We start from the raw sequence: 15569 nt of genomic DNA, 5'->3' as shown, positions 1-15569 counted from the left end.
TCGTGCCGCCTATGGGGTGGCGGTCGCCGCCCAGTCGGCGTGAGCCTCGATAAATGCCCGGGCTCGTCTGGCGACTTCGGCAGGACCGAAACCCGGTTGATAGAGCGCGCCACCGAGGCCGAATCCACGCGCTCCTGCATCAAGGTAGCCCGCCATGCTGGCCGGTGTGATGCCACCCACCGGCAATAGAGGCGTCGTCTCGGGCAGAACGGCGCGCATGGCCTTTACCGCCGCGGGTGAGATCGCCTCGGCAGGGAACAACTTGAGAAAGGCGGCGCCGGCCTCGATGGCCGCGAAGGCTTCACTGACGGTGCCCACGCCGGGGCCGTAGACCAAGCTCCGCGCCGAGGCTTCCCGGGCGATCCGGGTATCCATGTTGGGAGCGATGATCAGGCGACCACCGACCTGTTCGACCTCGGCCACGCGTTCGGGCGTGGTGACGGTGCCCGCCCCCACCAGGGCATCCTCGCCCACATGGCCCGCCAGACGCTGAAGGCTCGTCAGCGGATCGGGAGAGTTGAGTGGTACTTCGATCAGCCGGAAGCCTGCCTCAAGCAGCGCATCGGCCATTGGCACCACCTCATCGGGCGTAATGCCGCGCAGGATGGCGACAAAGGGGCAGGCACCGAAGGCCTGTTGCCAGTTCAGCATGGGATCAGCTCCGCAGCGCGTGCGATGGCCAGCTGCCCGTGGCGTGACAGGCCGGGCGTGGCCAGGGTGGAGGGTAGCGACAGAAGGTCGGTGGCAATGCGATAACGTTCGGCCAGATCAGGGCGACCGATGATGGTGACCTGCTCCGGCGTCGGCCCCTGGCGCAACTGACCGAGGCATTCCTCGCCGATCAGCAGGCCCGAGAGGTAGTCGGCGCTCTGCTCCGGGGACAGCTGATCGAACAGGTGGAGAGAGCGTGTGGTGAACAGGGTCGCCAGCAGCTCTCCTGGATGGCGGCGGGCGGTCTCTACTCCGCGTACAAAGGCCTCGGGGGAGAGCTCGCCCTGGCGCATGGTGCGACCGAGCAGCGAGTGCTCACGCAGCAGCGCGTAGAGCTCGCCGGTCATGCAGGTGACAAACCGGGTGATCCTGCCCTGCTCGACCGTCAGCCACTTGTTGTGGGTGCCGGGCAACAGGAAGGTGCCATCGCTGACCCCCTGGGTGGCCAGATAGCCGAAGATCTCGGTTTCCTCGCCGCGAATCACGTCAGGGCGCTCGCCCTCGGGCGACTGCACCGCGCCGGTGACAAAGTGTACCTGGCCGAGGTCTGGGACATCTTCGCTGACCAGCGCGCCGGCCAGTTCCTCGATCCCCAGGGGAAGCGGCTGGTAAGGGGTCTCGACCCAGCCATTGCGACTGGTGATCATGCCCGAGGCCAGAATTGGCAGGCCAGGATGGGCGTCCAGCCAGTCATGGATGGTATGGCGGAGAAAACCGGCAAAGTCCCTGTCGGGAACCGCAAGAATCCCGTGGGGGCTCTCGCGGCTTTCGATGGCCTCGCCGTGGCGATCGACGAGGCTTGCACGAAACGATGAGGTCCCCCAGTCGATGCTGATCATCAGGGGAGACGGCATCCTAGATCCTCCCGAACTCGGCCAGCAGGTCCTCGACGGTCTTGCCCTGCTGAACCCATGCGCGGGTGGCTTCCTCGCGCTCGGCCTGCTCCAGTGCCAGCTCGACCACCTCGGCGGCCCTGGCCAGCGGAATGACGGTCACGCCCATCACGTCGGCGACGATAAAGTCACCGGGATTGACCGGCACCCCGCCGCAGGCGATGGGCACGTTGATCGACAGCTCTTCCTTGCGTTCGGAGAACATGGTGTGGGTACCGCGCGGAGTAATGGCGCGGGTCCAGATCGGCCAATGTATGTCTTCCAGTTCATCGGTATCGCGGCCGGCGCCATCCACCACCATGGCGCGAATGCCACGATTCTTGGCCAGCGCTCCCATCAGGCCGCCACACACCGAGGTATTGGGGTCACCGCCAGCGTCGACCACGATGATGTCGCCGGGTTGGCCCATCTCCAGCGCCTTGAGCGGGTCGACCAGGTCGCCCTTGGACAGCTGCACGGTAATTGCCTGGCCACAGACCTTGGCGCGGAAGGCCGGCTTGATGCCGCTGTCCATCACCCCGGTGCGGTATTGGGAATCGGCGAAGACCGCCGTGGCGGAGTAGTAGGACAGCACCTTGTCGAATTTCTCGAGCAGTGCCGCGTCGCGCTTGAAGTCGTTGAATTGCTTGAGCATGGATAGGTTCCTCTGGTCGGTGTGGTGGCGTGGTTCAGTGAGACGGCGTGTTGACGGGATTGAGGGGCGCCTGGCCGGACAGCACCCGGGCAACTTCCTGGGCGGCGATGGTGCGGGCCGCGCGCAGGGATTCCTCCGAGTAGTAGGCGGCGTGGGGCGTCACGATGACGTTGGGCAGCGAGAACAGCGGGTTGTCGTCGGGAGACCAGTGCTTGCGCTTGGCCGGCTCCTCCTCGGGGTCATCGAGGCCCGCGCCGGCGATCCAGCCTTGCGACAACGCCTGGTAGAGCGCGCGGTTGTCGATGGTGGGGCCGCGACCGGTACACACCACCAGGGCGTTGGGCTTCATCGAGCGAAACTCCTTTTCGCCCAGGAAGTGACGGGTCTGCGCCGTCATCGGCACCTGCATCATGACCACGTCGGATTCGGCGACCAGGGTGTCCTTGTCCAACGCCGCCACCTGATGGGCGGCGATGGTGGCATCGTCGACGTAGGGGTCGTGGATGATCACCTGGGCGCCGAAGGCCTTGGCGCGTTGGGCAATGGCCTGGCCGATGGCACCAAAGGAGACGATGCCGACGGTCTGGCCACGCAGGCGATGCAGGGGGGCAGCACTCTGCCAGCGCCATTCGCCTCGATGGGTGGCCCGGTCGTAGGGGAACAGACCGCGGGCCAGGGCCAGCCACAGGCTGATGGCGTGATCGGCGACCTCTTCGGTGCAGTAATTGCGCACGTTGGTGACCTGAATGCCCTTGGCGGTGGCCGCCGCGACGTCGACGATGTCGGTGCCGACGCCGTAGCGGGCAATAACCTGGCAACGTTGCATGGCAGCGATGGTGGTGGCGCCGATGTAGGCGTACTGGTTGATCATGGCGGCGCAGTCAGATGCGTGGTCCAGCAGGTCCTGCTCCGACTTGGCCTGCAGCGCCACCACCTCCGCTCCTGCCTGCTCGAGAATGTCTCGCTCAAGCTCGACATCGGCGAAGTCGTGATCGGTGATGATCACCTTCGGTCTGGTGGACATGGCACTTCCTCGTGGTGATTCATTGTCGTGTTTTTGTTCAACTGGTGTACCAGGCACCAGATAGGTTGAAATATACAAGCTGACGTCACGCTGTCAAAGATGATTGATCGCCACCGTTATTAGACATTGGTCTTGCTTGGTGTCGTAACTATTGCGCCGAATCAGCCACCGAACGGCCTTGTGTCGAACCCTGTTTGTTTCTTTCTGAGTTTCTTATAAGCATTTAAAAACAGACATATAAGTCTAGAAGATAGTGGCGGAGTCGGGATCGCTTCGGCGGCAGGGAATGATGGCGGAAAGCAAGGGTGGGCGTGGCCGAGTGCGAGAGAGCCTTGGCGCTTTCTTGACAGATCCTTTTGGCATCAATCAATCTTCAAGTCGAAATCTGGAATACCAGTTGATGGGGCTCTCCTCCATCAACACTGTCTTCAACAACAACAGCGAGAATTTGACATGACCAAGAAATGGCTACTTCTCGGCATGCTGGTCGCCGCCGCGCCGGCTCAGGCCGCCACCGTCATCAAGCTGGGACACGGCGCCAACGAAAACTTCCACATGTCGCGGGCGATGGTGGAGTTCGAGCGTCTGGTGGAAGAAGGTTCCGATGGCGAGATCGACGTGCAGATCTTTCCGTCGTCCCAGATGGGCCCCGACCGGGCCATGATCGAAGGAGTGCAGACCGGTATCCTGGAAATGGCGGTGTCGCCGTCGTCGTTCTTCAACAACTGGGATCCCGCCTTCGGCGTGGTCGAGCTGGCCTACATCTACCCGGACAAGGACACCGCCCTGGACGTGCTCGATGGCCCCGAGGGCGATGCTCTGCTGGAACGGCTCGATCGGCTTGGCCTGAAGGGGCTTGGCTGGGTCGAGAGCGGCATGCGCCATCTGACCAACAATGTGCGCCCGATCGGCTCACCGGAGGACCTCGACGGGATCAAGCTGCGCACCATGAAGGTGCCGGCCCACGTCGACACCTTCAAGGCGCTGGGGGCCAACCCGACGCCGATGAACTTTGGTGAGGTCTATTCCGCCCTGCAGCAGGGGGTCATCGACGGCCAGGAAAACCCGCTTTCGCTGATCGACACCCAGCGCTTCCACGAGGTGCAGAAGTACCTGACCCTGTCGGGACACATCTTCACCGTCTACACGCCGGTCATCTCCAAGGCCTTCTTCGAGTCCCTGCCCGAAGACCAGCAGCAGCTGATCCAGCAGTCGATGGACCAGGCCATCGCCTACGATCGTGAGCTGGTCGCTGCGGAAGATGCCGACCACCTGGCGCGTATCCAGGAGCAGGGTGTCGAGGTATCCGAACTGTCCGATGAGCAGTACCAGGCCTTCGCCGCCATCGCCGAAGACGTCAACGCCCAGTATCGCGAGCGTATCGGCGCGGATGTCTTCGATGGCTGGATGGCCGCCATCGACAGCGCCGCCGCCCAGTGATCAAGCACAAGACCGGCACGCTGACCGCGCCGGGGACGCCGCCATGGCGGCTGTCTCCCGGCTGGCGCCCGAAGCCGGCTAGCCGAGGACACGCCGATGATTCGTTGGCTGAATGAAAGACTGGAAGAGTGTCTGTCAGTGGTGCTGCTGGCGCTGATCGTTGCTCTGGTGTGTGCCAATGTGCTGGCGCGCTATGTGCTGAACGCGTCCCTGTCCTGGGGCGAGGAACTGGTGGGCTGGCTATTTATCTGGTTTATCTGGATCGCAGTGAGCTACGTCTTTCGCCAGGACAAGCACATCGAGATCGCCTTCCTGAAGGAGCGCTTGCCCGAGGCGGCCCAGCGCCGCCTGACCCTGGTGGTCCGGCTGACCGTGGTGGCGTTTCTGGTCACCATCAGCATCCACTGCATCGAACTGATGCTCAACCCCATGGTGCGAAGCCAGGTGTCGGTGGTGCTGCAGATGCCGGTGCCGCTTTACTACGCCTCGGCCCCGGCCGGTGCCCTGCTGTCGGCGTTTCGCATCCTGCAACACTGCTGGTCGTCGTGGCAGTCGCCTCGCACCAGCGTTGAAGGAGGTGCCCTATGATCGCCGTTTCCCTGATCGGCATGCTGTTCGCCTTTATCGCCATCAGCATGCCGGTGGCCATGGCCATGGGGCTCGCCACCCTGCTGGTGATGCTGCTGGTCGACGGCGCGCCGCCGGTGGTGCTGCTGGCGCGTTCGCTGGTGACCGCCGCCGACTCCTTTCCGCTGATCGCGGTGCCGCTGTTCGTGCTGGCCGGCGACCTGATGCAGATGGGCGGCATGTCGCGGCGAATCGTCGGTTTCGCCCACTCGCTGGTGGGGCACGTCAAGGGTGGTCTGGCCTACGTCAATGTGCTGGCTTGCTGCTTCTTTGCGGCGATTTCCGGCTCGTCTCCGGCCACCGTGGCGGCGATCGGTTCGAACATGGTGCCGGAGATGGAAAAGGTCGGCTATCCACGTCGCTTCTCGTCTGCGCTGACCGCCGCCGGCGGCATGGTGGGGGTGATGATTCCGCCGTCGATCCCCTTCATCATCTATGGCGTCTCGGCCGAGGTCTCGATCGGCAAGCTGTTCATGGCGGGGATCGTACCCGGCGTCATGTTCGGCCTCGCCTACATGCTGACGGCGCGCCTGATGCTCAGGCACAACCGCAAGCTGCTGGAAGACCGTACCCGCTTCTCCGGCAAGGCGGTGGCCACCTCACTGCGTGAGTCGATCTGGGCGCTGCTGGTGCCTGTCATCATCCTGGGAGGCATCTACGGGGGGATATTTACGCCCACCGAGGCCGGCGGTGTGGCGGTGATCTACTCGATCATCGTCGGGGTCTTCGTCTACGGCGATATCCGGCTGTCGGAGCTGCCCAAGGTGTTTGCGCGCAGTGCCTCGACCAGCGGTCAGATCCTGATCCTGGTGGTGGTGGCCGGTGGCTTCGGCCAGCTTTTGACCATTGCCCAGGTGCCCAATGACCTGGCCGCCGCCATCACCGACTTCTCCACCAATCCGCTGGTGCTGCTGCTGATGGTCAACCTGCTGTTGCTGATTGTCGGCATGTTCATGGAGACCATTGCGGCGATCATCATTTTGACACCGCTGCTGCTGCCGGTGGCCGCCGCCGCCGGGGTCGATCCGATCCACTTCGGGGTGATCATGACCGTCAACCTGGCCATCGGTTTCTGTACTCCGCCCTTGGGCGTCAACCTGTTCGTTGCCTCGTCGGTGGCCGGGGTGAAGATCATGGAGGTGTCGGCGGCGATCATTCCCTACTTCGTGGCGATGATCGCGCTGCTTCTGGCCATCACCTACCTGCCGGGCATCTCGCTGTTCCTCACCGGCGGCTAGGCATATTTACCCGCGATCACACGTGCACTATCGCGCGTAGCATCGATCGGCGCTTCGATCCCGTATCGCAGCGCCGGTTTCTCGTGTCCGGTCGCTGGCGCCTCCCCTATGCTGTCAGTCAAGGACCAGATAACGGGGAAAGGCATGCAAAGGACGTGGCAGAGACTGTTGTCGATGCTGGTGCTATCGCCAGTCATCGCCGTGGCGCAGACGCCGGGCGATCCAGAAGAAGCGGGCAAGGAGGCTGCCCAGGCGTCATCATTGGCCGAGGTGGGGGGCAGTGCGGCGCCCACGGTCGACGCCGCCGAGGTGCGCGACTGCTTTGTACAGATGGGCCAGGGGGCGGTGGGTGACTGCATCGGACTCGCCGCCGACGCCTGCCAGCAGAGCCCGGGCGGGCCCACGACCCTGGGCATCGTCGATTGTCTGGCCCAGGAGACCCGGGTCTGGGATGAACTGCTCAACGCCCAGTACCAGGAGCTGCGCGCGCTGATGCGCGAGCAGGACGAGGGGAATCCTGACGTGGGTATCTCCCGGGTGGACGCGCTAAGAGACGTGCAGCGCGCCTGGATCACCTTTCGCGACGCCGAGTGCGGCTACGCCTATGCCCGCTATCAGGATGGCACCATTCGCAGCGTCGTCGCCGCCGCCTGTCAGCTTGAACAGACCGCCCAGCGGGCGCTTACCTTGAAGGGCATCCTGCACGAGAGCAGTCTTTAGGTAGGGTGTGGCTGACGCTGCTGTGTCCTCGCGCTTCTGTGTGAAATACAGCGCGAACCATCAGGAACAGAAAAGGGGAAGGCCTTGGCCTTCCCCTTTCGCGGCTTCTGTCATCGGTGTTTTCGATTGTCGCCTTGTCTGCGGCTACACGCGTTCCACCCGCGGGCCTCAGGCGGTCGCGGTTTCCTTGTCGCCCTTGCGCGAGGTGGGGGCGGCGCGTTTGAGCAGCGGCTTGAGGAAGCGCCCGGTGTGGGAGACCTCCATCTCGGCGAGCTGTTCCGGGGTGCCTTCGGCGATGATGCGTCCACCGCCGGAGCCGCCCTCCGGGCCCAGATCGATCAGCCAGTCGGCGGTCTTGATCACGTCAAGGTTGTGCTCGATGACCACCACGGTGTTGCCGTGGTCGCGCAGCCGGTGCAGGACCGTCAGCAGCTGGCGGATGTCCTCGAAGTGCAGGCCGGTGGTGGGCTCGTCGAGGATGTACAGGGTCTTGCCGGTATCGCGCTTGGCCAGCTCCCGGGCCAGCTTGACCCGCTGGGCCTCGCCGCCGGACAGGGTGGTGGCGCTCTGGCCCAGGCGGATGTAGGTCAGGCCCACGTCGACCAGGGTTTGCAGACGACGGGCGATGGCGGGCACCGGGCTGAAGAACTCCAGCGCCTCCTCCACGGTCATCTCCAGCACCTCATCGATGGTCTTGCCCTTGTAGTGGATATCCAGGGTCTCGCGGTTGTAGCGCTTGCCCTTGCACACGTCGCAGGGCACATAGATATCCGGCAGGAAGTGCATCTCGACCTTGATCATGCCCTCGCCCTGACACGCCTCGCAGCGCCCGCCCTTGACGTTGAACGAGAAGCGGCCGGGCTTGTAGCCGCGTGAGCGCGCCTCCTGGGTGCCGGCGAACAGTTCACGAATGGGGGTGAAGATGCCGGTGTAGGTCGCCGGGTTGGAGCGCGGCGTGCGGCCGATCGGGCTCTGGTCGATGTCGATGATCTTGTCGAGCTGATCGAGCCCCTCGATGCCGGTGTAGGGCGACGGCGTCAGGGTAGTGGCCTTGTTCAGCTCGCGCGCGGCGATCGGCATCAGGGTCGAGTTGATCAAGGTCGACTTGCCCGAGCCGGACACCCCGGTGACGCACACGAACAGCCCCAGCGGCAGCTCCAGGGTGACGTCCTGGAGGTTGTTGCCCGAGGCGCCGGTGAGCTTGAGCATCTTTTCCGGGTTGCCGGGGATGCGCCAGGGCGGTACCTCGATGGCGCGGGTACCGGACAGGTACTGACCGGTCAGCGAGGCCGGGTTGGCCATGACCTCCTCCGGGGTGCCCTCGGCGACGATCTCGCCGCCATGGACGCCGGCGCCGGGGCCGATGTCGAGCACGTGGTCGGCGGCACGGATCGCGTCCTCGTCGTGTTCGACCACGATCACCGTGTTACCCAGGTCACGCAGGCGTTCCAGGGTCTGCAGCAGGCGGTCGTTGTCGCGCTGGTGCAGGCCGATGGAGGGCTCGTCGAGGATGTACATCACGCCCACCAGGCCGGCACCGATCTGGCTGGCCAGGCGGATGCGCTGGGCCTCGCCACCGGACAGGGTCTCGGCGCTGCGCTCCAGGTTGAGGTAGTCGAGGCCGACGTTGACTAGGAACTCGAGCCGCGCCGAGATCTCGTTGAGGATCTTCTCGGCGATCTCGCCGCGCCGGCCAGGCAGGCTGAGTTCGCTGAAGTAGCGCTGGGCGTCGCCGATCGGCAGGCGCACCACCTCGGGCAGGGTGGTGTCGTCGACGAACACGTGGCGGGCTTCCTTGCGCAGGCGCGAGCCCTCGCAGGTGCGGCAGGGCTGCACCGCGATATAGCGGGCGAGTTCCTCGCGGACCATGCTCGACTCGGTCTCGCGGTAGCGGCGCTGCATGTTCGGCAGCACGCCCTCGAAGGGGTGCTCGCGGGTGACCTTCTTGCCACGATCATTGACGTAGCTGAAGGCGATGTCGTCCTTGCCGCTGCCGTTGAGGATTACCTCGCGCTCGTGACGGGCCAGATCCTGCCACGGGGTCTCGAGGGTGAAGCGGTAGTGCTCGGCCACCGACTTCAGCTGGTTGAAGTAGTAGACGCTGCGCCGGTCCCAGCCCTTGATCACGCCTTCCGCCAGGGACAGCTCCGGGTGGCTGATCAGTTTTTCCGGGTCGAAGAACTGCTGCACCCCCAGGCCGTCGCAGGTGGGGCAGGCGCCGGCCGGGTTGTTGAACGAGAACATCCGCGGTTCGAGTTCGGCGATGGAGTAGCCGCAGACCGGACAGGCGAAGCGCGCCGAGAACGCCATGTCGTCCTGTTCGCCGTCCATGAAGTGGACCATGGCGGTACCGTCGGCCAGACCCAGGGCGGTCTCGAAGGATTCCGCCAGGCGCTGCTCGAGGCCTTCGCGTACCTTGATGCGGTCCACCACCACGCTGATGTCGTGCTTGCGGTTCTTGTCCAGCGGGCGCACGTCGTCGAGTTCCAGCACCTGGCCGTCGACCATGGCGCGTACAAAGCCCTGGGAGCGCAGCTCTGCCAGCAGCTGCAGGTGCTCGCCCTTGCGACCGCTGACCACCGGGGCCAGCAGCATCAGCTTGCTGCCTTCCGGCAGCGCCATCACCTGGTCGACCATCTGCGAGATGGTCTGGGCCTCGAGGTCCTCGCCGTGTTCCGGGCAGCGCGGGGTGCCGGCACGGGCGAACAGCAGGCGCAGGTAATCGTAGATCTCGGTGATGGTGCCGACGGTGGAGCGCGGGTTGTGGGAGGTGGACTTCTGCTCGATGGAGATCGCCGGCGACAGCCCCTCGATATGGTCCACGTCGGGCTTTTCCATCATCGACAGGAACTGGCGCGCATAGGTGGACAGCGACTCCACGTAGCGGCGCTGCCCCTCGGCGTAGAGGGTATCGAAGGCCAGCGACGACTTGCCGGAGCCAGACAGCCCGGTGACCACGATCAGCTTGTCACGGGGTAGTTCGACGTCGATCTGCTTGAGGTTGTGGGTGCGGGCACCCCTGACCAGAATCTTGTCCATTCCCACCTCGAAGACGCGGCAAAAGGTCGATTATACGTGGCCGGTCGCCCGGCCGGCAAAGCCACCGGTGAAAAGACGCTTGTGAAATGACTCGAGTGTCGGCATTTTCTGGATCGCCCCCAGGCGCTAGAATATGCGGTCCACCTTCGGGGCTCTCTCCCCGCTCTCAAGCCGGAATTCGTTCATGTCCAAGGCCAGACTCTTGTTAGCCTCCGAGCGGCGCGCCATCGTCGGTCTGGCGGGGCTCTACGCCACACGCATGCTCGGGCTGTTCATGGTGTTGCCCGTACTCGCCCTCAACGCCGACCACCTGGTCGGGGCCACCCCTCTGCTGGTGGGGCTGGCGCTCGGCGTCTATGGCCTGACCCAGGCGGTACTGCAGATTCCCTTCGGTCTGCTGTCGGATCGCATCGGGCGCAAGCCGGTGATTGCTGCTGGCCTGGGATTGTTTCTGATCGGCAGCGTGGTCGCCGCTCAGGCGGACTCCATCGCCATGATGATTGTCGGTCGCAGTCTGCAGGGCAGCGGTGCGGTGGCCGCCGCCATCATGGCGCTTCTGGCCGACCAGACCCGCGAGCAGGTGCGCACCGCCGCCATGGCGACCATCGGTCTGTCGATCGGCGTGGCCTTTGGCGTCGCCATGGTGCTCGGCCCGCTGGTGGCCAGCCACTTTGGCCTGGCCGGCGTGTTCTACTTCACCGCCCTGCTGGCGGCGCTGGGGATGCTGGTGCTGTGGAAGCTGGTGCCGCCGGCGCCGCGCCGGCGCGGCCATCGTGACGTCGGCCTCGACCGCGGGCAGCTCGCCAGTATCCTAGGGCGCATGGACCTGTGGCGCATGGACGCCTCCATCTTCAGCCTGCACCTGATCCTGATGGCGATCTTCACCGCCGTGCCGTTCAAGCTGGTCGATGCCGGCGTCGTCGAAGCCCGCCATGGCCTGGTCTACCTGGTGGTGATGGGACTGTCCTTCGTCGCCATGGTGCCGCTGGTGATCGTGGCCGAGAAGAAGCGCAAGATGAAGCTGATGTGCCTGGGTGCCATCGCTACCATCACCCTGAGTCTGGTCGGGCTGGGCCTCGCCGGTTCGGGCCTGGTAGCCCTGGGCGCCTGGCTGCTGGCCTTCTTTACCGCCTTCAACCTGCTCGAGGCCACCCTGCCGTCGATGATCAGCAAGCTGGCGCCGGCCGGGGCCAAGGGTACGGCCATGGGGGTCTATTCCACCAGCCAGTTCCTGGGGGCCTTCCTCGGTGGCGTGATGGGCGGCTTCCTGGCCCAGCAGTTCGGGCTGTCGGCGGTGTTCCTGGGAGCAGCGCTGCTGGGGCTTGGCTGGTTCGTGCTGATGCTCGGCATGCGCGCGCCGCGCCACCTGTCCAGCGAGGTGGTGGCCCTGGCCGACGAGCACGAGAGCGACACCCTGGACAACCTGATGGCGCGCTTTGCCGCCGTCGCCGGGGTCGAGGACGTACTGGTGGTGCCGGAGGAGCGGCTGGCTTACTTGAAGGTGGATCGCGCCACCCTGGACACCGAGGCGCTGGCGCGGCTGACCCGTTCTTCGACCCAGCGCTCCTAGTAGCGGTAGATAGTTGCGGTAGATAGCCGCGGTAGATAGTCGCGGTAGATAGTGTCGGCACCTTGTCGCGACATCACGTCGCCGCACACTGTCTGCGCTCGAGTGCCGAGGCGTTCTTCACGGCGGCGAATCGTCTCGATCTCGCGTATAGTAGCGACATCCGCTTTTGTGGCGTCGACCGATCGACGCCGACCGATTGTCACCGGGGGCGTGGCAGCTATCCTGCCCGCCGGCCCGGCACCCATTGTCTGCATCAAGGAGTCAACCATGGCCCGTGGCGTCAACAAGGTCATCCTCATCGGCAACCTCGGCCAGGATCCGGAGGTACGCTTTACACCGTCCGGCACCGCCGTGGCCAACCTGAACCTCGCGACCACCGATACCTGGATGGACCGCCAGAGCGGCCAGCGCCAGGAACGCACCGAATGGCACCGGGTGGTGATGTTCAACAAGCTGGCCGAGATTTCCCAGCAGTACCTCAAGAAGGGCTCGAAGCTGTACATCGAAGGCCGCCTGCAGACCCGCAAGTGGCAGGACCAGAACGGCCAGGATCGCTACTCCACCGAGATCGTCGCCAACGACATGCAGATGCTCGATGGTCGCGGTGAAGGCGGCCAGGGTGGCGGCTTCGGCGGCGGCCCTCAGGGCGGCGGCAACTTCGGCGGTGGTCAGCCCCAGCAGGGCGGTAGCAACTTCGGTGGTGGTCAGCCCCAGCAGGGTGGCAACTTCGGTGGTGGCCAGCCCCAGCAGGGTGGCAACTTCGGTGGCGGCCAGCCCCAGCAGGGCGGCAACTTCGGTGGCGGCCAGCAGGGTGGCGCTCAGCAGAACCGTCCGCCCCAGCAGGCGCCCAACCAGGGCGGTGGTCAGAAGGGCGGCTTCGGCGCACCGGACCCGGGCAACTTCGACGACTTCGACGACGAGATCCCGTTCTAAGTCCCGTTGTGGATGCCATCAAATGGCGTCATTAGCAAACCAAGGAGGCCCTGCATCGGCAGGGCCTTCTTGCGTTCCGGGTCTTCTTTTTTGGTCAGCGCCTTATCAGTGCAGTGCCTCTTCTCGCCCAGTGCCTCTTTCTCTTGCAGCGTCTCTCTTCGGCCAAGGCGCTTCGCCTCAGGTGCCCGGGGTATCAGGGCGTCCTGGGCATGGCACGCTTGTGGGCGGTGCGTCGCCAGGTGGCGATGATGCGCTCGGCGTCCTCGGGGGCGACGCTCTCGCCGGTGAGGAAGCGGTCGATGGCGGCGTAGCTGACGCCGAGGGCTTCCTCGTCACTCAACTGCGGGCGCAGTGACTCCAGGTCCGCCGTTGGTACCTTGTTGACCAGGGTATCCGGGGCGCCCAGTTGTGCAGCTATGTCGCGGACCTGGCCCTTGGTCAGGCCGGCCAGGGGCACCAGGTCGCAGGCGCCGTCACCGTGCTTGGTGTAGAAGCCCATCACTGCCTCGGCGGCCTGGTCGGTGCCGATGACCAGGCCACCTTGAGCGCCGGCCACGGCGTACTGGGCGATCATCCGCTGGCGCGCCTTGATATTGCCCATCACGAAGTCGCGATGGGCCTGGTCGCGAAACTCAAGGCCTGCCTGCTCCAGCGCTTCCAGCATGGCGTCGCTGGCCGGCTTGATATTGACCGTCAGGCACTCGTCCGGCTGGATCGCGTCCAGCGCCTGCCTGGCGTCGTCATCATCCTGCTGCTCGCCATAGGGCAGGCGCATGGCGATGAAGCGTGCTTCGGGCAGTCGCTCCCGCGCCGCCTCGACCGCCCGCTGGGCCAGCAGGCCGGCGCTGGTCGAGTCCACGCCGCCACTGATGCCGAGCACCAGGCAGTGCTGGCCGGTGGTGTGAAGCTGGTCGATCAGAAACGCCTGGCGCCGCTGAATTTCATCCCTGATGTCCGCCCCGGGCTGGACTTCGAGTTCACGCGCGATGATGCGCTGCAACTGGTCGATATCGTCGTGGGTCATCCGTGCCTCCTTGCGGGATTGGGGTGTCAGTCGTGCTCACGCCAGTAGGGCGCGAGCTTGCCGTCGCGAATGTCGCGGTGCCAGTCACACACCCGTTTGAGGGCATGATGGGCCGCCGCCAGGCGGACCTCGTTGCGATCCCCGTCGAAATGCTCGGTGGTGGTGATCACGTAGATCTTGTCCTCGTAGCGAAAGCCCCAGCCCAGGCACACCGTGCCCTTGGGCGGTCCATCCTCGGGTTCGCCTGGGCCGGCGATGCCGGTGTTGGCGATCGCCAGCTTGGCGTTGGAGTTGTTCAGGGTGCCCAGCACCATCTCCCGGGTGATCTCCTCGCCGGTCAGGCCGTAGCGCGAGATGGTCTCGAAGGGGATCCCGAGGTAGCGGTTCTTGGCCTCGGGCGAGTAGACGGCCAGTCCGCTGTCGATGACCTGGCCGCTGCCAGGTACGCGGGCCAGTTCCGAGGCGATCAGACCGGCGGTGCAGGACTCCGCGGTGGCCAGCTTGATGTCGTGCTCGGTCAGGTAGTCGACAAGATCTTCCAGCCATTCCATGGCGTGCTCTCCTGCGAGGATGAGAGTGGGAAATGCTCGTTTTGGCAAATTCAGCATAGGGGCTGAAGGCCGGGTCTTCCAACCCACTCCTTGCGAGACGGATGCCTCTCTATCTCCACTGATGTCTTATGTTGCCGTGCAGCCAGACAGGCTAAAGTGATAAGCAGACAAATAATTTTAGTGGTGATCCAGAGGGAGCGGCGGATGCAGGATCTGTTGTGGTACCAGTACGCGTTGATCGGGCTGATCTTCTGCTGGAGCGGTTTCGTGCGCTCCAGTCTGGGGTTCGGTGGGGCGGTGCTGGCGCTGCCCTTCCTGCTGCTGGTGCTCGATGAGCCACTGGTGTTCCTGCCGCTGGTGGCGGTGCATCTGCTGATTTTCTCGAGCTGGATCGCCTGGCGTGGCCATCGTCAGATCCAGCAGGCCGGCAACAGCGGCGACAGCAATATCGACTGGCGCTACTTGAAGCGCGCGCTGGCGATCATGATCGTGCCCAAGCTGATCGGCGTGGTTGGCCTCTTGACCCTGCCGGCTGAGCTGATGACGGCGGTGATCTTCGTGATCGTGATCGTCTACGGCGCTAGCTACGCCCTCAATCGCCCCTTTCGTAGCCGCAGCAAGACGGTGGACGTGGTGCTGCTGGCGCTGGGCGGCTACGTCAGCGGGGCATCGCTGATCGGCGCTCCGCTGATCGTCGCGGTATTCGCCTCCCACGTGGCCAAGCACCAGTTGCGCGACACCCTGTTTGTGCTGTGGTTCATTCTGGTGGTGATCAAGATGGTGTCCTTCATCATCGCCGGAGTGGACCTGCAGCTCGAGCATCACCTGTGGCTGTTGCCCTGCGCCATGGTGGGCCATGTACTCGGTGAGCGGGTCCACCAGGCGCTGCTAGGTGCTCGCTCCGAGGTGTTCTTCCGGGTGCTCGGGGTGGTGCTGGTGGCGGTCAGCCTGGTGGGCCTTGCGACCAGCGTCGGCTGATCGCGCCAACCGGCAGCCAGACGTTTCCACCTCGATGGATGGCGAGAGTCTGCTACCTCCAAGAGGGGCGCTGATCGATGAGCAGTTGGTGTAGAATATGGCCCTTTGGTGTCCTCGGGCGTGATGTGCGAGCGGTGGTTCTCGCCGCTATTCTTGTCGCAGCGTCTGGACACCGGCCGTAACGCCA

General features: G+C 64.7%; 14 protein-coding genes. 7 read left to right on the top strand and 7 right to left on the bottom strand.

Translation table 11 applies throughout. The features are described 5' to 3' along the window. Window positions 1-9: 9 nt before the first annotated feature. From NFI08_RS03170 to NFI08_RS03155, 4 genes are read right to left on the bottom strand one after another with little or no spacing between them, the layout of a single operon-like run. On the bottom strand, window positions 10-651 hold the full coding sequence (locus NFI08_RS03170) for a 2-dehydro-3-deoxy-6-phosphogalactonate aldolase (protein ID WP_349587182.1): 642 nt from the start codon (window positions 649-651) through the stop codon (window positions 10-12). Continuing rightward, window positions 645-1565 carry a 2-dehydro-3-deoxygalactonokinase gene (locus tag NFI08_RS03165; protein ID WP_349587179.1) on the bottom strand — a complete coding sequence of 307 codons (921 nt, stop codon included), beginning with the start codon at window positions 1563-1565 and terminating at the stop codon, window positions 645-647. Before NFI08_RS03165 ends, NFI08_RS03170 begins: the two co-directional genes overlap by 7 nt. Before the next feature lies 1 nt (window position 1566). Continuing rightward, complete coding sequence (locus NFI08_RS03160; RefSeq protein ID WP_108449176.1) at window positions 1567-2238, bottom strand: RraA family protein; 672 nt, start codon at window positions 2236-2238, stop codon at window positions 1567-1569. A gap of 34 nt (window positions 2239-2272) precedes the next feature. Then, on the bottom strand, window positions 2273-3262 hold the full coding sequence (locus NFI08_RS03155; RefSeq protein WP_349587175.1) for a C-terminal binding protein: 990 nt from the start codon (window positions 3260-3262) through the stop codon (window positions 2273-2275). A 453-nt stretch (window positions 3263-3715) separates the two neighbouring features. On the opposite strand from NFI08_RS03155, the gene NFI08_RS03150 reads away from it, so the two are divergent. The 4 genes from NFI08_RS03150 (at window position 3716) to NFI08_RS03135 (ending at window position 7287) form a co-directional block, all read left to right on the top strand. Then, a complete protein-coding gene (locus tag NFI08_RS03150; RefSeq protein ID WP_108449178.1) occupies window positions 3716-4702 on the top strand; it encodes a TRAP transporter substrate-binding protein in 987 nt (328 codons plus the stop codon). Window positions 4703-4798: 96 nt separating this feature from the next. Continuing rightward, window positions 4799-5290 (top strand): TRAP transporter small permease, encoded by a 492-nt coding sequence (locus tag NFI08_RS03145; RefSeq protein WP_108449179.1) that lies wholly within the window; start codon window positions 4799-4801, stop codon window positions 5288-5290. Further along, window positions 5287-6567, top strand: a complete 1281-nt coding sequence (locus NFI08_RS03140) for a TRAP transporter large permease (protein WP_108449180.1) — start codon at window positions 5287-5289, stop codon at window positions 6565-6567. Before NFI08_RS03145 ends, NFI08_RS03140 begins: the two co-directional genes overlap by 4 nt. Before the next feature lie 144 nt (window positions 6568-6711). Beyond that, window positions 6712-7287, top strand: coding sequence for a lysozyme inhibitor LprI family protein (locus tag NFI08_RS03135; protein WP_349587170.1), 576 nt, complete (start codon window positions 6712-6714; stop codon window positions 7285-7287). A gap of 168 nt (window positions 7288-7455) precedes the next feature. Here the strand turns inward: NFI08_RS03135 and uvrA are convergent, their stop codons facing one another. Further along, complete coding sequence (gene uvrA / locus NFI08_RS03130; protein WP_045990837.1) at window positions 7456-10326, bottom strand: excinuclease ABC subunit UvrA; 2871 nt, start codon at window positions 10324-10326, stop codon at window positions 7456-7458. Between the two features lie 184 nt (window positions 10327-10510). Here uvrA and NFI08_RS03125 point away from each other — a divergent pair, with 184 nt between their 5' ends. Then, entirely contained in the window at window positions 10511-11896 is a 1386-nt protein-coding gene (locus NFI08_RS03125; protein WP_108133424.1) for an MFS transporter, read from the top strand. Between the two features lie 267 nt (window positions 11897-12163). Next, on the top strand, window positions 12164-12829 hold the full coding sequence (ssb, locus tag NFI08_RS03120; RefSeq protein ID WP_349587166.1) for a single-stranded DNA-binding protein: 666 nt from the start codon (window positions 12164-12166) through the stop codon (window positions 12827-12829). 193 nt (window positions 12830-13022) lie between these two features. Here ssb and nadE read toward each other — a convergent pair whose 3' ends face one another. Together nadE and NFI08_RS03110 are read right to left on the bottom strand one after the other, a co-directional pair. Continuing rightward, entirely contained in the window at window positions 13023-13853 is an 831-nt protein-coding gene (gene nadE / locus NFI08_RS03115; RefSeq protein WP_349587163.1) for an NAD(+) synthase, read from the bottom strand. Between the two features lie 26 nt (window positions 13854-13879). Continuing rightward, window positions 13880-14404, bottom strand: a complete 525-nt coding sequence (locus NFI08_RS03110; protein ID WP_045990833.1) for a CinA family protein — start codon at window positions 14402-14404, stop codon at window positions 13880-13882. 204 nt (window positions 14405-14608) lie between these two features. On the opposite strand from NFI08_RS03110, the gene NFI08_RS03105 reads away from it, so the two are divergent. Continuing rightward, window positions 14609-15382, top strand: coding sequence for a TSUP family transporter (locus tag NFI08_RS03105; RefSeq protein WP_349587158.1), 774 nt, complete (start codon window positions 14609-14611; stop codon window positions 15380-15382). Window positions 15383-15569 lie beyond the last annotated feature (187 nt).

This window comes from Halomonas sp. EF61, from assembly GCF_040147045.1.
In the GTDB taxonomy this organism is placed as follows: Bacteria; Pseudomonadota; Gammaproteobacteria; order Pseudomonadales; family Halomonadaceae; genus Halomonas; species Halomonas litopenaei.
Note: the sequence above shows the minus strand (reverse complement) of the source record. Positions and strands in the feature narration are given on the sequence as shown.